The organism is Haloferax gibbonsii (assembly GCF_001190965.1).
Taxonomy (GTDB): domain Archaea; phylum Halobacteriota; class Halobacteria; order Halobacteriales; family Haloferacaceae; genus Haloferax; species Haloferax gibbonsii.
Genome location: NZ_CP011947.1, coordinates 360,080 through 375,990, shown reverse-complemented (window position 1 = coordinate 375,990; position 15,911 = coordinate 360,080). Strand labels below are relative to the sequence as shown.

The 15,911-nt window shown below is 69.1% G+C and carries 19 protein-coding genes; 8 read left to right on the top strand and 11 right to left on the bottom strand.

All coding sequences use genetic code 11. The features are described from left to right. Window positions 1-74: 74 nt before the first annotated feature. The gene (trxA, locus tag ABY42_RS02000; RefSeq protein ID WP_394295171.1) at window positions 75-356 is read right to left on the bottom strand and encodes a thioredoxin; all 282 of its coding nucleotides are present in this window, start codon (window positions 354-356) and stop codon (window positions 75-77) included. 205 nt (window positions 357-561) lie between these two features. Here trxA and ABY42_RS01995 point away from each other — a divergent pair, with 205 nt between their 5' ends. From ABY42_RS01995 to ABY42_RS01980, 4 genes are all read left to right on the top strand, one after another. Continuing rightward, window positions 562-726 carry a preprotein translocase subunit Sec61beta gene (locus ABY42_RS01995; RefSeq protein ID WP_049904986.1) on the top strand — a complete coding sequence of 55 codons (165 nt, stop codon included), beginning with the start codon at window positions 562-564 and terminating at the stop codon, window positions 724-726. A gap of 55 nt (window positions 727-781) precedes the next feature. Then, a complete protein-coding gene (pdxT, locus tag ABY42_RS01990; protein WP_004973460.1) occupies window positions 782-1,390 on the top strand; it encodes a pyridoxal 5'-phosphate synthase glutaminase subunit PdxT in 609 nt (202 codons plus the stop codon). Between the two features lie 96 nt (window positions 1,391-1,486). Continuing rightward, a complete protein-coding gene (hisE, locus tag ABY42_RS01985) occupies window positions 1,487-1,789 on the top strand; it encodes a phosphoribosyl-ATP diphosphatase (RefSeq protein ID WP_050458577.1) in 303 nt (100 codons plus the stop codon). Window positions 1,790-2,003: 214 nt separating this feature from the next. Next, complete coding sequence (locus ABY42_RS01980; protein ID WP_004973464.1) at window positions 2,004-3,257, top strand: MFS transporter; 1,254 nt, start codon at window positions 2,004-2,006, stop codon at window positions 3,255-3,257. A 30-nt stretch (window positions 3,258-3,287) separates the two neighbouring features. Here ABY42_RS01980 and npdG read toward each other — a convergent pair whose 3' ends face one another. The 4 genes from npdG to ABY42_RS01960 form a co-directional block, all read right to left on the bottom strand. Next, window positions 3,288-3,956, bottom strand: coding sequence for an NADPH-dependent F420 reductase (gene npdG / locus ABY42_RS01975; protein ID WP_004973466.1), 669 nt, complete (start codon window positions 3,954-3,956; stop codon window positions 3,288-3,290). Window positions 3,957-4,033: 77 nt separating this feature from the next. Next, window positions 4,034-4,249 carry a DUF7534 family protein gene (locus tag ABY42_RS01970; RefSeq protein ID WP_004973468.1) on the bottom strand — a complete coding sequence of 72 codons (216 nt, stop codon included), beginning with the start codon at window positions 4,247-4,249 and terminating at the stop codon, window positions 4,034-4,036. Between the two features lie 43 nt (window positions 4,250-4,292). After that, window positions 4,293-5,147, bottom strand: coding sequence for a TIGR01548 family HAD-type hydrolase (locus tag ABY42_RS01965; protein WP_050458576.1), 855 nt, complete (start codon window positions 5,145-5,147; stop codon window positions 4,293-4,295). A gap of 52 nt (window positions 5,148-5,199) precedes the next feature. Then, entirely contained in the window at window positions 5,200-5,631 is a 432-nt protein-coding gene (locus ABY42_RS01960) for a UPF0146 family protein (protein WP_050458575.1), read from the bottom strand. A gap of 39 nt (window positions 5,632-5,670) precedes the next feature. Here ABY42_RS01960 and ABY42_RS01955 point away from each other — a divergent pair, with 39 nt between their 5' ends. From ABY42_RS01955 to rtcA, 3 genes are all read left to right on the top strand, one after another. Then, window positions 5,671-6,192 carry an archaemetzincin family Zn-dependent metalloprotease gene (locus ABY42_RS01955; protein ID WP_004969113.1) on the top strand — a complete coding sequence of 174 codons (522 nt, stop codon included), beginning with the start codon at window positions 5,671-5,673 and terminating at the stop codon, window positions 6,190-6,192. A gap of 102 nt (window positions 6,193-6,294) precedes the next feature. After that, window positions 6,295-6,744, top strand: coding sequence for a universal stress protein (locus tag ABY42_RS01950; RefSeq protein WP_004973474.1), 450 nt, complete (start codon window positions 6,295-6,297; stop codon window positions 6,742-6,744). After that, the gene (gene rtcA, locus ABY42_RS01945; RefSeq protein WP_050458574.1) at window positions 6,745-7,860 is read left to right on the top strand and encodes an RNA 3'-terminal phosphate cyclase; all 1,116 of its coding nucleotides are present in this window, start codon (window positions 6,745-6,747) and stop codon (window positions 7,858-7,860) included. A 24-nt stretch (window positions 7,861-7,884) separates the two neighbouring features. On the opposite strand, the gene ABY42_RS01940 is transcribed toward rtcA, so the two are convergent. The 4 genes from ABY42_RS01940 to ABY42_RS01925 form a co-directional block, all read right to left on the bottom strand. Continuing rightward, a complete protein-coding gene (locus ABY42_RS01940) occupies window positions 7,885-8,367 on the bottom strand; it encodes a YbhB/YbcL family Raf kinase inhibitor-like protein (protein ID WP_050458573.1) in 483 nt (160 codons plus the stop codon). Between the two features lie 55 nt (window positions 8,368-8,422). Continuing rightward, entirely contained in the window at window positions 8,423-9,355 is a 933-nt protein-coding gene (locus tag ABY42_RS01935) for a VOC family protein (RefSeq protein WP_050458572.1), read from the bottom strand. 131 nt (window positions 9,356-9,486) lie between these two features. Then, complete coding sequence (locus ABY42_RS01930; RefSeq protein ID WP_050458571.1) at window positions 9,487-11,301, bottom strand: ribosome biogenesis/translation initiation ATPase RLI; 1,815 nt, start codon at window positions 11,299-11,301, stop codon at window positions 9,487-9,489. A gap of 2 nt (window positions 11,302-11,303) precedes the next feature. Next, window positions 11,304-11,618 (bottom strand): EMC6-like membrane protein, encoded by a 315-nt coding sequence (locus ABY42_RS01925; RefSeq protein WP_004973486.1) that lies wholly within the window; start codon window positions 11,616-11,618, stop codon window positions 11,304-11,306. A gap of 124 nt (window positions 11,619-11,742) precedes the next feature. Between ABY42_RS01925 and ABY42_RS01920 the strand changes: the two genes are divergently transcribed. Then, the gene (locus ABY42_RS01920) at window positions 11,743-12,036 is read left to right on the top strand and encodes a MarR family transcriptional regulator (RefSeq protein ID WP_004044502.1); all 294 of its coding nucleotides are present in this window, start codon (window positions 11,743-11,745) and stop codon (window positions 12,034-12,036) included. Between the two features lie 120 nt (window positions 12,037-12,156). Here ABY42_RS01920 and ABY42_RS01915 read toward each other — a convergent pair whose 3' ends face one another. Next, on the bottom strand, window positions 12,157-14,046 hold the full coding sequence (locus ABY42_RS01915) for a PINc/VapC family ATPase (protein ID WP_004973489.1): 1,890 nt from the start codon (window positions 14,044-14,046) through the stop codon (window positions 12,157-12,159). A gap of 96 nt (window positions 14,047-14,142) precedes the next feature. Continuing rightward, entirely contained in the window at window positions 14,143-15,774 is a 1,632-nt protein-coding gene (locus ABY42_RS01910; protein ID WP_050458570.1) for a methyl-accepting chemotaxis protein, read from the bottom strand. Window positions 15,775-15,911 lie beyond the last annotated feature (137 nt).

The window sequence follows — 15,911 nt, the reverse complement described above, 5'->3', positions numbered from 1 at the left end:
ACACACCGCCGGCGCTCGCGGCGCTCTCGGCGGCCATCTGGATGGGTCGGAAAACGCGGCGGTCCGCGGCGCGCCTACGCGCCGGCCTGGCTCAGCGCCGATTCGATGTCGTCGCGCTGGGTGACGCCCACGAAGCGGTCGACGATGCCGTCGTCGTTCTCGACGATGAGCGTCGGGAGCGAGCGAACCTGATACTGGTTGGCAACGTCCTGTTCCTCGTCGACGTCGACCTTGACGAACTCGACGTTCTCGTAGTCGCCCTCGAGGTCGTCGAGAATCGGGTCCTGCGTCTTACAAGGGCCGCACCAGTCCGCGTAGAAGTCCAAGAGTCGAACAGTCATCGTATCCCGACGCAACTTGCCTGCCCCCGCGCATAAGGATTACTCATGGGCCCGCACCTCTCCGGTTGTGCTTCCGGCCATTCAAAACGGGTTCCGACCCGTCGACCCCCGAGACGGCCGCGAGCGGGCCCGTCCGATGAGCGAGGTTTTCCGGCCGCGGCGGGGCGCGTTCCGAGCGCGAGCCGAAACGTTTACGCGGCGGACGCACGGACGGTGGAACATGAGCAAGGGCCAGAACAGCGGCGGTCTGATGTCGAGCGCGGGCCTCGTCCGCTACTTCGACGCGGAGGACCGCAACGCGATTCGAGTCGACCCCAAGACCGTCGTCGCCACGGGAGCGCTGTTCGGCATCGGCATTCTGGTGCTGAACGCGCTCGCGCTCTGAACCGCGCCGACCGCCGAACGGACGCTTTTTGTCCGCGGCTTCCCGAGACCCCTCCATGACCACGCTACGCGCCGGCGTCGTCGCCGTGCAGGGCGACGTGTCCGAGCACGCCGACGCCGTCGAGCGGGCCGCCGCGGCCCACGGCGTCGACGCCGAAATCGTCGAGATTCGAAGCGACGGCCTCGTCCCCGACTGCGACGTGTTACTCATGCCGGGCGGCGAGTCCACGACCATCTCCCGACTCCTCGAACGCGAGGGCATCGACGACGAGATTCGCGCCCACGTCGACGCCGGGAAACCCGTCCTCGCCACCTGCGCCGGCCTCATCGTCGCCTCCCGCGACGCCAAGGACGACCGCGTGACCACGCTCGACCTCCTCGACGTGACGGTCGACCGCAACGCCTTCGGCCGGCAGGTCGACAGCTTCGAGGCCCCGCTGGACGTGGCCGGCCTCGACTCGCCGTTCCCCGCGGTGTTCATCCGCGCGCCCCTCATCGACGAGGTCGGCGACGGCGTGGAGGTGCTCGCCGAGTGGGACGGCAACCCGGTCGCCGTCCGCGACGGCCCCGTCGTCGGCACCTCCTTCCACCCCGAACTGACGCCCGACAGCCGCATCCACGACCTCGCGTTCTTCGACGAACTGGCGGTCGAAGTCGACGCCTGAGCGGAGCGCTCGACCGGCGGCGCGGACTCCCCGACGGGGGTGCCGCCGGTCACCGGAACCAGAGGGTCTTTTTCCGCGCCCGCCCGTCGTGCGACCATGGACGCCGACACCCCGACCGACGAGGTCCTAGACGAGCTCTTTGCGACCATCGAGTCGCGCAAGGCGGAACTCCCCGAGGACTCCTACACGACGACGCTTTTCACCCACGAGAAAGGCGAGAACTACGTCCTCGAAAAGCTCGGCGAGGAGACGACCGAGGCCATCCTCGCGGCCAAGGACGACGACCGCGAGGAACTGCTCTACGAGAGCGCCGACCTCGTCTACCACCTGCTCGTCCTGCTGTCGATGAAGGACGCCTCGCTCGACGACCTGCGCGAAGAGCTGAAAGCCCGCTTCTGAGACGGCCGCGGCGGCTCCCGCGACCGCAACGTTCGACCGCCGCCGCTCGCCGCCCGCAGTTCCCGGACGAGACGGCCCGATTGCAAAGCACCAAGGGCGTGCACCCACGATAGCGCACTCTCTCGATGCACGCCTCCCGAAGCCGCGTCCGCCAGTTCGCTCCCGCGCCCTCCACGACCCACCGCGCCGCGCCCGTCACCCGAGGGTCGGCCGCGTGAGTCGGCTGTTCGGCGGCGACGAGCCGTCAGTCGAGTTCGTCGCCGGGAGCCTCATCGCGGGCGTCTTCTTCGGCGGCGTCGGCGCGGGCGTCGCCTTCCCGACGCTGCCGACGCTCGGTCCCATCATCGGCATCACGCCGTTCGTGGTCGGCCTCATCCTCTCGGCGAACCGGTTCACTCGGCTGGTCGTGAACACGCCCGCCGGGCAGATACTCGACCGGATGGGGACGCGCCGACCGATGATAGCCGGGTTCGTCGTGCAGGGGCTGTCGCCGTTCGGCTACGTCCTCGGGCTGAACCCCGGCCCGATTCCGCTCGACAGCGCGACTATCTTCCTCCTGTCGCGGGCCTGCTGGGGCGTCGGCTCGGCGTTCGTCTTCGTCGGCGCGTTCAGCACCATCACGCACGTCACCTCGGGCGAAAACCGCGGGAAGTGGGTCGGCTACATGCGCGGCGGCCAGAGCCTCGGGTTCCCCGCGGGCCTCGTCGTCGGCGGTCTCGTCACCGACGCGTTCGGCTACGCCACCGCGTTCGCCGTCGCGGGCTGTGCGGGCCTGTTCGCCGCCCTCGTCGCCATCTCCGTCCTCCCGGACGTGCAGACCGACGTGACGGCGGCGAGTTCGCTCCGCGACGTGCCGCGGCTGGTGCGGTCGGACATCCGCATCTTCACCGTCGGCACCGTGAACTTCGCCGTCCGCTTTCTGTTTGCGGGCGTCCTCCTCTCGACGGCCGTGCTGTACGCGACGGCGAACGACATCTCGCTCGGCGGCCTCTCGGGGGCGGGCGTCAGCGGCGTCGTGATGGCCGTCGGCGTCGTCGCGTCGAGCGTCACGACGCTCGTCGTCGGGCGGTACTCCGACCGCCTGTCGAACCGCGCGGCGCTGACGCTGCCCGCGCTCGGCGTCCTCGCGTCCGGATTCACCCTGCTGGCGCTCGTGCCGACGCTCCCGTCGACGCTCGCGGGCGTGGCGCTCATCGGCGTCGGCGTCGGCGGGTCGAACCCGCCGCTGTTAGCCTATCTCGGCGACCTCAGCCCGGCCGACGACGTGGGCAAACTCGGCGGCGTCTACAACGTCTTCGGCGACTCGGGGTCGACCCTCGGCCCGCTCGTGGCCGTTCCGATGGCCGAGGTGGTCGGCTTCCGCGTCGAGTACCTCGCCTGCGTCGCGCTCGTCGCCGTCGTCGGACTGCTCGTGGCGCGGACGCTCTACGGGGAGGCGGCGACGGTGCCGCGGTCGGAACCGTCGTGAGAAATCGCGTCAGGCGCGGGTCGAACGCCGTTACTTGAACTCGATGCCGAGGTCGTGCATCCCGTCGTTGTTCTGTGCGACGTTGATGAGAAGCGGCGTCACCGCCTCGATTTCGGCGGCGTTGGCGAGGCCGCCGCCGTCGAGGGCGCGGAGGCCGTCGATGCCCTCGGCGAGCAGGCGCACGGTCTCCTTTGCGTCCTCGTCGTCGGCGACGAGGAGCGTGTCGATGCCGAGGTCGGCGTCGAGGTCGGCCAGTCGACCGGCCGCGAGGTTGTGGAACGCGCCGACCACCGGCACGTCGTCGGGGGCCGCGTCGGCGACGAGCGCCGTCACGCTCCCCGCTTTCGGCGGGTGGTAGTGGAAGCCGTCGTCGTCGCGCTTGATGCCCGCGGCGGGCGTGACGAGCACGTCGCCCTCGGACAGGGAGTCGGCGACGGCCTCGACGGTGTCGGAGACGTGGTACGGCGGCACGGCGAGGACGACCACGGAGGCGCGGTCGGCGGCCATCTCGTTCGTGAAGCCGTTTACCTTCACGTCGCGGCCGCGGCTGGAGAGTTCGGTCTCGTACTCGTCGGCCTTCTCGCGGGCCTTGTCGGGGTCGCGCGACCCGATGATGACCTCGTGGTCGGTGTGGTAGGCCCAGCGGAGGGCGAGGCCCTCGCCGATGTCGCCGGTCCCACCGAGGAGTGCGATTCGCATACTCACACCTCCGGACCGAGCCGACCTAAAGGGTTGTGCGACCGGTCGGTTCTGCCTGTGTCCGCGACCGGGGGGAACTATCGACTGTCGTCGTCGGATTCGACGAGCGCCTGCACCCGCTCGAAGCCGTCGCGGTAGACGAGCCACCACGCGACCACCGGGGCCAACAGCAACAGCGGCCCGACGAGGAACAACTGCGTGAACGGGTCCGGCGGGAGGAGGTACGTCCCGACGACGACCACGAGCGCGTCGAGCGCGAGCAGCGTGACGACGAAGGCGCGGAGGTGTCCCATCAGCGGCCCTCCGGCGGCGAAACGAGAGTCGGAGTCGGTGCCATCAGTCGAGGAGGTCCGGAACCTCGTTCACGTCCTCGACGACGGCGGCCGCGCCGATTTCGGAGAACTTCCGTCGGCCGTCGTCGCCGGTCAGGCCGCCCGAGAGGACGCCGACGCCGTAGTAGACGCGGTCGGGGTCCGCGGCGTCGGCGTTCAGCGCCGTCTTCACGTCGTCGAGGGTGTCGCCGACGAAGACGACCGACTCGGCTCCGAGGCGCTCCGCGACCGTCACGAGCGCGGCCGGGTGGGGCTTTCCCTCCTCCCAGTCGTCCATCGTGAACCGGTGGTCGTCGGCCACGTCGAGGGCGACGCGGACGAGCGCGATGTCGGCCTCGGCGCTGGGCCGGCCGGTGACGACGCCGAGTTCGCGGTCGCCGAGCGCGTCGAGCGTCTCCGGGCGGAGGAGCACGGGTTCGTCGTGGATGTAGCCGGCGGCCTCGAACGGCGGCTCGCCGCCTTCGAGGTCGCCGTAAAGGTCGCTTCCGAGATAGAGCGCCTGAAACGTCTCCCGGAGCGCCTCGGGGTCCCACTCGTCGAAGACGACGCTCGGGTCGGAAAACAGGGCTTCGACGGTCGCCTCGGCGGCGTCGAGGCCGCCGCCGCGGGCCTCGATTTCGTCGGTGAACTCGGCGACCGACAGGTCGGTCTCGCGGGCGGCGAGGACGTACAGCGCCGCCGCGTACGTCAGTTCCCAGTCGTTGTTGAAGCCGCCGGCGTCCTTGAACAGTTGGACCTCGTCGCGGGAGATGGTCGTGCCGTAGTGTCGGTCCACGGATTCGACGATGGCGCGCCGGTAGGAGTCGGCGACGTCGACGAGCACTCCGTCGATATCGAGGACGACAGCGTCCGCGTGCATACCGGAAGCGCGCGGCGAGCGGGCAAGTGCCTTACTCTTGGGCCCGAGCGGGCTAGTCCCGCCGGGCGCGCTGGCCCCGCTGCCCGTGCTCGGCGACGTACAGCGTGTCGCCCGGAAGCGTCTCGCGGGCGACCGGAATCGAGGGTTCGTCGTAGCCGAGCGTGGTGAACAGGAAGTCGGCGTCGGCGCGGCGGGCGACCTCGACCGCGGGTCCGTGGAGTTCGACGGGGACGTTCAGGGCGTAGACGACATCGGCGTCGGCGTAGGGGCCGAGGTCGGAGGCGTCAGCGCGGGCGAACACGTCGTCGCGGACGAGCGAGACGTCCTCGGGGACGGGGAACTCGTGCACGTCGACGGCGACCACGTCGACCCCGCGGTCGGCGAGGGCGGCCGCCACCGACGGCTCCCGACCGACCCCGAGTTCGACCGCGCGGTCGTACCCCGACAACCGTCCGACGAGCGCGTCGCGCAGCGATTTTTTCACGTCGGGATATTTATGAAGCGTCCCCGCTTAATCCCTCGCATGCTCGTCGATATCGTGCCTATCGGGGATATTTCTGCGGCCGTCAAGCGGGAGGCATCCGCCGGACTCCGCTCCGTCTACGACTGCGACGTGACCGTGCACTCGAATCAGGCGATACCCGAGGGCGCGTTCGACCGGAGCCGAAACCAGTACCGGGCCGAGCAGTTCATCGAGCTGGCGAGCCGCATCGGTCGCGGCGAGAAGAACATCGGCATCACCGAAAAGGACCTCTACTACCGCCGCCGAAACTACGTCTTCGGCCTCGCGTACCTCAACGGCAACGGCTCCGTCATCTCCACGTACCGCCTCCAGACCTCCACCGACGGCGGCATCACGAACAAACCCGCCGACGAGGTGCTGTCCGACCGCGTGCGAAAGGAGGTCGTCCACGAGATCGGCCACACCCTCGGCCTCGAACACTGCGACAACAACAAGTGCGTCATGTCCTTCTCGCCGACGGTCCGCGAGGTGGACGTGAAAGAAGAGAACCTCTGCGGCACCTGCAGTCGGCTCGTCCACTAGCGCTCGGGAACCGGTCTCGGTTCGTCTGGGCTCGGTTTGTCTCGGCTCGGCTCGCCCCGTCTCGTCTCACCCTTTTTCTCGTCGCGGCACGTGTGTACAACCATGAACTTCGTCGTTGCAGTAGACGGCTCTGCGGCCGCCGACAGAGCGCTCGACCACGCGCTCACGATGCTCGAACCGCTGGGTGCGACGGTCACCATCGTCCACGCGGTCGAACCGCAGGTCCTCGTCGAAGGCGGCGAGGAACCCGTCGCGGGCGTCGCCAGAACCGGCGACCGAATCGTCGCCGAGAGCCTCGAAGACGCGGAATCGCGCGCCGAACGCGTCCTGCAAGCGGCCGCCGAGCGCGCCGCCGACGCGGGCGTCGAAGCGACCACGGAACTCCTCTACGGCGACCCCGTGGAGGCGATTCCGACCTACGCCGACGAGGCGGACGCGGACGGCATCTTCGTCGGCCACCGCGGCCTCTCGAAGCGCTACGAGGGGCTGGTCGGCAGCGTCGCCAAGGAACTGGTCGAGCGGGCGTCCTGCCCCGTCACCGTCGTCCGCTGAATGCGCCGACTCGACGGGCGCGACGGCGGCGGACAGCCCCTCAGGACCGCCCTCGCGCTCTCGGTCGTGACCGGCGAGCCGTTCGAGATGGCGAACGTCCGCGGAAATCGCTCGACGCCCGGGCTGAAGGCCCAGCACGTCGCCTGCGTCTCGGTCGCGGCCGCCGTCTCGAACGCCGACGTCGCCGGCGACGAGGTCGGGTCGTCGACGCTCCGCTTTTCGCCCCGCGAGGTCCGAGCCGACCCGGTTGAGGCGGCCGTCGGCACCGCCGGGAGCGCGACGCTCGTTTGCGAGACGCTGCTCCCCGCGGCCGTCGCTCTCGACGACCCGCTTTCCCTCACCGTCACCGGCGGCACCGACGTTCGGTGGTCGCCGCCGACGGACTACCTCCGGTACGCGAAGCGCCCGCTGTGTTCGACGTTCGGCGTCGAGTTCGGCATCTCGGTGCCTCGTCGCGGCTTCTACCCGGCCGGCGGCGGCACGCTTTCGCTCCGCATCGCGCCGGCCGAGCCGACACCGACCGAACTGACCCGCCGCGCGGAGCCCGACGAACTCCGGGTCTACTCGGTCGCGAGCGAGTCGCTCGCGGACGCCGCGGTGGCCGAGCGACAGGTCGAGGGCGTCCGCGACGCGCTCGCCGAGGCGGGCGTCGACCTCCCGATTCGGTCGTCGGTCTCGTCGGCCGAGAGCGACTCGCCCGGTTCGGCCGTGGTCGTCGTCGCTCGGGGCGGAGAAGACGAGAGAGCAGGCGACGGTTCCGCGTCGCTCGTCGCCGGCTTCGACGCCTACGGCGAGCGCGGCACGCCGGCCGAGACGGTCGGGTCGCGGGCGGCCGACTCGCTTCTCGACTGGCTCGGCGGCGACGCGCCGGTTGACCGCCACATGGCCGACCAACTGCTCGTCTGGGTCGCGCTCGCCGGGGGTTGCGTGCGGATTCCCGCCGTCACGGACCACGTGCGGACGAACCTCGACGTGATTCGTGCCTTCGGCTACGACGTGACGCTCCGGGCGGGCGAAGACGGGGACCGCGGCGCGGGGGCGGGCGCTGGCGCAGGTCCGGGGGCGGAGACGGAGGCGAGGACCGGCGCGGTCGTCGAGTCAGACGGCGGCCGCTGACCCGAAACTCCGGCTTCGGCAGCCTCAGGGCGCGTATTTTCCGGTCAGTTGCGTCTCGGCGGTGACGTGTCCCGCGATGGCGCGTTTCAGGTCGGCTTTCGTCGCGCCGGCGTCGAGGTCGAGGGAGGTGTCGAGCGCGTACAACAGGAACCGATAGGTGTGCTCGCCGTCCGGCGGGTTCGGGCCGCCGTAGCCCGTCTCGCCGTAGCTGTTAGTTCCCTCGACCGCGTCCGGCGGCGTCTCGCCCGCCTCGATGGCGTCGGTGCCGGGGTCGATGTTCCAGACCAGCCAGTGGTCCCACACCTTGCCCGCGGGTTTCACCGCGTCGGGGTCGTCCATCACGAGCGCGAGCGAGGCGGTCCCGGGGGGAACGCCGCCGATTCGGAGCGGCGGGCTCTCGTTTTCGGTCGCGTAGCCGTGGGTGCGGGGTATCGGGCTTCCGTCGTCGAACGCCGGGCTTCGGAGGGTGAGCCCGCGGCGGCGCTCGCTCGAATCACTCGATATCATTACCCGCCCGTTGGGCGACCAACGACAAAACGATTCGTTCGGCCGAATCGACCCGTCAGCGGCCGTGAACGACGCGGATTTCGATTCCATCAGGGTCGGAGATGACGAGCGAGTCGGTCGCGCCGGCCGCGCCGGCCGCGTCGCCGTCGCCGGGTTCGTCCCCGCCGAACCCGCCCTCGTCGAACTCGTGGCCGCCGTCGACCAGCGACTCCCGGACCGCGTCGAGCGTCGCGGCGTCGGGGACGACGACTTCGAACCACTCGATGCCGCGGCCCTCGCCGGCGGGGGCGCTTCGGGTGTTCCAACTGTTCAGGCCGACGTGGTGGTGGTACTCGCCGGCGGCGACGAACGACGCGCTGGGGTAACCCTCGTCGCGGACGCGCATGCCGAGCGCGTCGACGTAGAAGTCCCGCGAACGGGGGACGTTCGTGACTTCGAGGTGGACGTGGCCGAGGTCGGTGCCGTCGGGCGCGCGGTCCCCGCCGGCGGCGTCGTCGGCGAGCGACCCGAGGTCGAGCGCGAGCGTGTCCATCGACACCCGGCGGTCGTCGGTCCACGGCCACTCCTCGCGGGGCCGGTCGTAGTAGACCTCGACGCCGTTTCCCTCCGGGTCGCGGAAGTACAGCGCCTCGCTGACGAGGTGGTCGGACGCGCCGGAGAGGGTCGCGCCGGCGTCGGTTGCGCGGGTTCTGGCGCGGGAGAGCACGTCGCCGAGCGCGCCCCGGTCGGGCACGCGAACCGCGAGGTGGAACAGCCCGGCCTCCCGGCGACCGCGCTCCGGGGCGTCGGGGTCCTCGTCGAGGACGACGACGGGAGTCTCGCCAGCCGAGAGGACCGCCCGCGAACCGTCGCGCTCGCGCTCGGCTTCGAGACCGACCACGTCGCGGTAGAACGGGACGACGCGGTCGAGCGAGCCGACGCGAAGCGCGACCCGGCCGAGGTGGGTGTCGTCCGTGAGCGAGCCATCCGAGGGGGAAGCGTTCGTCATACCCACGTCTTCGAGCGTGACCGTGAAAACGCCCGTAGTAACATCGGAGTCACTCGCGGCGCGAGGCGTAACCGAGGGTGAGGGAGCGAAGAACGGAGGGGTGGAAACGCGAGCGAACGGGTACCGAGTCGCTATTCGGCGTAGTAGTACTCGCCGGCGCGCTTCTGCTCGCGGTCGAGTTGCGAGTCGGGCTTGTTGATGCGCGGGCGCTGGGTGCGCTCGTCGCGGCGGAACGTGATGTCGAGGTCCGACAGGAAGTCGTTCATGCCGTCGCGCATCTCCTGGGGCTTCGAGGCGTGGCCCTCGATGGACGGCTCGCCGTCGAACACCATCAGGCGGTCCGCGAGCAGGTCCATCATGTAGATGTCGTGGTCGATGACCATGACCGTCGCGTCGTGGTTCTCGGCGTAGCGGCGGATGGCCGAGGTGGCCTGCACGCGCTGTTCCACGTCGAGGTGGGCCGACGGCTCGTCGAGCAGGTAGAGGTCGGCGTCCTGCGAGAGGCACGCCGCGATGGCGACGCGCTGGCGCTCGCCGCCGGAGAGGTCGGTGAGGTTGCGCTCCATGATGCGGTTGAGCTGGAGCGGGTTCGCGATTTCGGTGTTCCAGTACGACGAACCGAACTGGTCGGTGATAGACGAGAGGAACGCGTCGACCCGCATCGGCTGGTCGATTTCGATGTACTGCGGCTTGTACGAGATGTCGAGCGCGAAGTCGAGTTCGCCCATATCGGGCGTCAGGTCGCCCGTAAAGAGCTGTGCGAGCGTGGACTTCCCGATGCCGTTGGGGCCGACGATGCCGAGCACTTCGCCGTTGTAGATGGTGCCGGCCTCGACGTCGAGGGAGAACTCGCCGTCGCCGTAGGACTTGGCGAGTTCGGGGTACTCGACGAGGGGTTCGGCCTTCGTCGTCTCGCGCGGCGCGTGCTCCTCGAAGGTGATTGCCTCCGGGCGGATGCGCATGTTCTCGTTCGAGAGATACCCCTTCAGGTACTCGTTGATGCCGTTTCTGACCGACTTGGGGTCGGTGATGACACCGTACGCGCCGGGCTCACCGTAGGCGACGTGGAGCGTGTCGGCGAGCAGGTCGAGGATGGCGAGGTCGTGTTCGACCACGAGCACCGCGCGGTCTTCTTCCTCCGCGAGTTCGCGGATGAGCCGCGCGGCGGTGACGCGCTGGCCGATGTCGAGGTACGGCGAAATCTCGTCGAGGAAGTAGAAGTCGCGGTCGCGGGCGAGCGTCGCCGCGAGGGCGACCCGCTGAAGCTCGCCGCCGGAGAGCGTCTCGATGTCGTTGTCGACGACGGGGCCGATGTCGAGGCGGTCGATGTAGGAGTCGAGCGCGCCGCGCTCGTCGGTCGCCTCCAAGAGGTCGCGGGCCGAGCCGTCGAACTGCTTGGGAATCTGGTCGACGTACTGCGGCTTGCGCGCGATGGAGACCTCGCCGTCGCGGACCTGCTCGACGTAGTTCTGGAGTTCGGTCCCGCGGAAGCGGTCGAGGACGGCCTCCCACGTCGGCTCGTCGTCGTAGTTGCCGAGGTTGGGGACCATCTCGCCTGCGAGGGCGCGGACGGCCGTGGTCTTCCCGATGCCGTTCGGTCCGAGGATACCCGTGACCGAGCCGGACTCGGGGACCGGAAGGCCGTACAGCGAGAAAGCGTTCTCGCCGTAGCGGTGGGTCGGCTCCTCGTCGAGCTCCGAGGGGAGGTTGATGATTTCGATTGCATCGAAGGGGCACTTCTCGACGCAGATGCCGCAGGTCTCGCCGAGGCAGATTTCCTCGGAGATGCGCACCTGGTCGGGACCGCCCTGCTCGGCGTCCTCGCCGCGGAGCGTGATGCACTCTTTGCCCGTCCGGTTCGGCGGACAGAAGTTCGAGCACTCGTAGCTACAGCGGTCGGGGGAACACCGGTCTAAGTCGACGACGGCGATACTATCGTCGGCCATCGTTAGATCTGAACACCCGAAGTCAGGAGGATGGCGAACGTGATGAACCAGAGCGCGAAGGTCATGAACACCACGTAGAGGTAGTCCTTCGCGCCGAACCCGTTGACGTCGACGCCGACGACGCGAAGCACCGGGAACTGGACGAGGACGAACGCCCCGAGGATACCCACGGCCAACTGATTGGTCGCGGCCTCGGGACTCGTCCCCACCACAGCCCCGGAGAGCACCGCGGCGGCGATGCCGGCGAGGCAGGAGAGTGTCGTGACCGTCACTCCTCGAATATGACTGGAGAGACCGGTCTGCGTTTCCGTGGCCATGTGTTCCTCTGCGATATCCGGCGTCAAAAGGCGTTCGTTCCTGCCGCCGCCGCGCGGATAAAGCGTTGTCGGCCGGTCGCGGGCCAACAAGGTTTATGCTGGTAGCGCGTTTCGATTCGTAACGATGGCTGGAACAGAAGAGGAGAGTCTCGACGACCTCCCACCGAGTGCGAAGCTCGTTTTCAAAGTGCTCGAATACAACGGTCCGCTCACCCAGAAAGGCATCGTCGAAGAGTCGATGCTCTCGGCGCGAACCGTTCGCTACGCGCTCGAACGACTCGAGGGAATCGGTATCGTCGACGAGGACGTCTACTTCGCCGACGCCCGACAGAACCTCTATCAGTTGACCGATCTCGCGCCGCAGCAGGCGCAGGCCAAAGCCGACGGCGGCAAGGAAAAGGCCTGCTGCGCCGAGTAACTAGAACCGCCGCGGAACCACCGCACGCTTCGCAGTCGGTGTCGGAAGAGACCAGTTGCGACGCGTCGCCCCGGTCGAAAACGACCGACAGACGACGAAAACGACGATTCGGCCGTTCTCCTAGGCCGGAACGACCGTAATCTGCTGTTTTCTATCGATAGCGTTCTCCAGTTCTTCGGCGATGGCGCTGCCGCGCGAGACCTGAATGTCCCCGCCGCGGCCGACCGTCGCCGTGAACAGGTATTCGTCGTCCGCGCGGACCTCGACGGTCTCGCCGACGTGGCCGTCCATCCGGACGATGACGTGCCGCGAGGTGACCTCGGGCGTCACGACGACGCCCTCGCCGGCCCCGCCGGCCCCGCCGCCGGAACCGGACGCGCCGGACTGACCCCCGGCGTTCGCGCCCGCGTGCTGGCCCGACGACGAGGGCTTTTCGTCGTGGGTCCGCACGTCGATGTCGATGCCGAGGCGGTCTTCGACGTCCGAGATGCGGCCGCCTCCCTTCCCGATGACGTAGGAGATGTCGTCTTCCTCGACGTAGACGACCGCGCGGTTCTGTCCCTTCAGGTCGACGTCGACGTGGCCGCGGGCGATGGAGCGAATCTCGCGTTCGATCTCCTGTTTCGCCAGCCGGGAGACGCCGCTTTCTTTCTCTTCTCCGCCCTCGCCGAGCGGGACGGTGACGACCTGCCGGTTGAACGTGTAAATCTCGTACTCCGGCGTGCCGGTCTCGAAGTCCCGAATCTGGATGACCGGGCGGGCGAGGTCCTCCGCGAAGAGGCCCTCGGGCACCTTGACCTCGGTGCTCACGTCGTACACCGTGTGGACCTCGCCGTCCTCGATGTAGACGACGGTGTCGACGACCTGCGGAATCATGCCGAGTTCGACCCGGCCGACGAGGCGCTGGAGCGCGTCGATGGCGCGGGTGGCGTGGACGACGCCGACCATGCCGACGCCCGCGAGGCGCATGTCGGAGAACACCGAGAAGTCCTCGGTCTTTCTGACCTCGTCGTAGATGGTGTAGTCCGGGCGCACGAGGAGCAGGGAGTCGGCCGTCTTCGCCATGTCGCCGCCGAGGGCGGTGTACTGGGTGATGTCGGGGCCGACCTGCAGGTCGCGGGGCTTTTCCATCGTCTTGACCGCGTAGTCGCTGTCGTTGAGGAACTCGGCGACCGCCTGCGCGAACGTGGACTTCCCGGCACCGGGCGACCCGGCGATGAGGACGCCGCGCTGGCGCTCGGCGAGTCGGTCGCGGAGTTCGTCGGCGAACTCGTAGTCGTCGAGCTCGGTCTTGACGATGGGCCGGACGGCGGTGATTTCGATGCCGTCGGCGAACGGCGGGCGGGCGACCGCGATGCGGTAGTCGCGGAACTGGACGATGTCCATGCCCGGCTCGGAGAGTTCGACGAAGCCGTCGGTGGCGGCGCGGGCGGAGTTGATGATGTCGTCGGCCCACTCCTTCATCGTCGCCTCGTCGGTCGGCTCGTCGGCGATTGGCTGGTAGTGCATCTCGCCGACCGCGCCGCGTTTGGCCTTCGGGCGGGTGTCGGTCTTGAGGTGGACCGACATGGTCTGGTCGTCGAAGAAGCGCTCGATGATGAGCCCGCCGGAGCCGCGGACCGCGGCCTCGACGTACTCGACCGAGACGCCCTTCGCCTTCGCCACTTCGGCCTGCACCACGTCGCTCGTCAGGAGCGTCGCCGACCGCTCGGTGGCGATGTCGCGGATGAGCGCGTCGATGTCGCCCTCGCCGGCACCCTTCGTCTCGCCGGAGCTCGGGCGGCGACCGACGTACTTGAGGTCGATGACGCCGTCGTCGGCGAATTCCGCGAGACGCTGGAGCTCCGAAAGGCCCTCCCAGCCCGTGTCACGGCCGTCGTTGGCCTGCGATTCGAGTTCGCTGACGACCGCCTCGGGGACGAGTACGTCGGCACCCTCGTAGGTGCCGTCGTCGACTCGCTCGGACACGCGACCGTCGATGACCGCGCTCGTGTCCGGCACTATCTTCATGCGCGTGGGTTTGGGCGGGTGACGGATAAGGTTGTAGATAAAAGCGGTGACACCGCCGACGGGGCGGCGGGTGGTACCGCGGCTCTCGACTTCGATTCAGTCGTCGCCGGGCGCGACCGCTCGCCTCCCGCCGATGACTTCGAACGACCCGACGAGGCCGTCGAGGTCGGCCGCCCGCGACGACAGCACCTCGGTCTGGTCCGCGAGGTCGCCGATGGACGCGGACTGCTCCCGTGCCGTCTCGACGACGGTCCGCGACTGGCCGGCGGTCTCCTCGGAGATGTTGGCCACGTCGTCGACGCGGGCGGCGATGTCCGCCGCCGACGTTGCCTGCTGGTCGGTCGCGGCGCTCACCTCGGCCACGCTGGCGTCGATGTCCGTCACCATGTCCACGATGCTCTCGAACTCGCCGATGGCCTCGGTGACGGTCTCCAAACTGTCGGCGACCTGCCGGTTCATCTCCCGCACGTCGGCGAGCGTCTCCTCGGAGTGGTCGGTGATGTCGGCGATGAGGCCGGACACCTCGTCGGCCGAGTCGCGGGTCTCCTCGGCGAGCGACTTGACCTCCTGGGCGACGACGCCGAAGCCGTCGCCGGCCTCGCCCGCGTGGGCGGCCTCGATGGCCGCGTTGATGGCGAGCAGGTCGGTCTGAGAGCCGACGTGGTCGATGAACGCCGCGATTTCGTCTATCTCCTCGATGCTCTCGGTGAGTTCGGCGACCGCGTCGGCGGTGCGGTCGATTCGGGCCTCCACGGTGTCCAACTCCCGCATCGCCTCGGTCGCCGCGTCCCGGCCGACCTCGCCGCGCTCGGAGGCGGTCTCGGCGGTGGTGGCGACCTCGTCCGCGGAGGCGGCTATCTCCTCGACGGTCGCCGAGAGCGTGTTGAGTTCGTCGGAGACGGTCTGGAGGTGCTCGGTCTGCGCCCCCGCGCCGTCGGAGATTTCGGTGACCGAGGCGGCGACTTCCTCGCTGGCGGCGTCGGCCCGGCGGACGTGCTCGCGGGCGGTCGAACTCATCTCCGACACCGCCTGCGCGAACGACTGCACCTCGCCGATGGTCGACGAGAGGGTGCGGACGAGGTCGTTGTAGGTCGCCGCGACCTCCTCGTATCGCTCGTCGTCGACACCCCAGTCGTCGGTGTCGATGGTGGCGGTGAGGTCGCCCGCCTGCGCCCGCGAGGTCGCCTCGGCGAACGCTTCCACGAGGTGCTGGAGGTTGCGCGTGTAGTCGGCGAGGTCGCGCTGCATCCGGTCGAGCGCGTCGCCGAACTCGCCCGGCAGGTCCTCGTCGAGCGCCGGGTCGTCGAACCGCTGGTCGGCGAGCGCGCCCGCCTGCGAGGCGACGATACAGAGGTGGTCGTGCATCGCGCCGAAGTCGTCGGCAAGGCGGGCCACCTCGTCGTTCCCGGGCACGCTCGGGGGCCGGGCCGAGAGGTCGCCCGCCGCGACGCCCGCGGCCGCCGACGAGATGGACTCGATGGGCGAGACGATGTCTTTTCGCGTGATGATAATCGTGTTGACGAACGCGAGGCCGGCACCGAACAGGAAGAGCGCCGAGAGTTCGAGTCGGAGCGCGCCGGTCGCGACCCACGGGAGCGCGGCCTGTGCGAGCGAGACCGCGAACTGGATGGCGACGGCTGCGACGACCTTTCTCTCGACCGAATCCGAGATTCCGAGCGCGTCCATGCTTCCCCAGAGCAACCGTTCGTACGTCGAGACGAGTCGCATACTCGGACGTGCGGGGAACGCACAATAAGCCGGCCCGTGCATTCTCGTATTTTGATAACGCGGGGGTGCCGAGCGGCGCGACAGCAGTCGTCCTCCGGCGCGGCGGGCCGCGCGCGAACTGCCGGACGCCACACGCT

Excerpts from the sequence above, each read along its gene's own strand:
- rtcA (WP_050458574.1), top strand. The coding sequence starts at position 6,745 with ATGCGCCGACTCGACGGGCGCGACGGCGGCGGACAGCCCCTCAGGACC.
- npdG (WP_004973466.1), bottom strand. The coding sequence starts at position 3,956 with ATGCGAATCGCACTCCTCGGTGGGACCGGCGACATCGGCGAGGGCCTC.
- ABY42_RS01940 (WP_050458573.1), bottom strand. The coding sequence starts at position 8,367 with ATGATATCGAGTGATTCGAGCGAGCGCCGCCGCGGGCTCACCCTCCGA.
- ABY42_RS01955 (WP_004969113.1), top strand. The coding sequence starts at position 5,671 with ATGCTCGTCGATATCGTGCCTATCGGGGATATTTCTGCGGCCGTCAAG.
- ABY42_RS01910 (WP_050458570.1), bottom strand. The coding sequence starts at position 15,774 with ATGCGACTCGTCTCGACGTACGAACGGTTGCTCTGGGGAAGCATGGAC.
- ABY42_RS01965 (WP_050458576.1), bottom strand. The coding sequence starts at position 5,147 with ATGCACGCGGACGCTGTCGTCCTCGATATCGACGGAGTGCTCGTCGAC.
- pdxT (WP_004973460.1), top strand. The coding sequence starts at position 782 with ATGACCACGCTACGCGCCGGCGTCGTCGCCGTGCAGGGCGACGTGTCC.
- ABY42_RS01950 (WP_004973474.1), top strand. The coding sequence starts at position 6,295 with ATGAACTTCGTCGTTGCAGTAGACGGCTCTGCGGCCGCCGACAGAGCG.
- hisE (WP_050458577.1), top strand. The coding sequence starts at position 1,487 with ATGGACGCCGACACCCCGACCGACGAGGTCCTAGACGAGCTCTTTGCG.
- ABY42_RS01920 (WP_004044502.1), top strand. The coding sequence starts at position 11,743 with ATGGCTGGAACAGAAGAGGAGAGTCTCGACGACCTCCCACCGAGTGCG.
- ABY42_RS01925 (WP_004973486.1), bottom strand. The coding sequence starts at position 11,618 with ATGGCCACGGAAACGCAGACCGGTCTCTCCAGTCATATTCGAGGAGTG.
- ABY42_RS01930 (WP_050458571.1), bottom strand. The coding sequence starts at position 11,301 with ATGGCCGACGATAGTATCGCCGTCGTCGACTTAGACCGGTGTTCCCCC.
- ABY42_RS01995 (WP_049904986.1), top strand. The coding sequence starts at position 562 with ATGAGCAAGGGCCAGAACAGCGGCGGTCTGATGTCGAGCGCGGGCCTC.
- ABY42_RS01970 (WP_004973468.1), bottom strand. The coding sequence starts at position 4,249 with ATGGGACACCTCCGCGCCTTCGTCGTCACGCTGCTCGCGCTCGACGCG.
- ABY42_RS01915 (WP_004973489.1), bottom strand. The coding sequence starts at position 14,046 with ATGAAGATAGTGCCGGACACGAGCGCGGTCATCGACGGTCGCGTGTCC.
- ABY42_RS01935 (WP_050458572.1), bottom strand. The coding sequence starts at position 9,355 with ATGACGAACGCTTCCCCCTCGGATGGCTCGCTCACGGACGACACCCAC.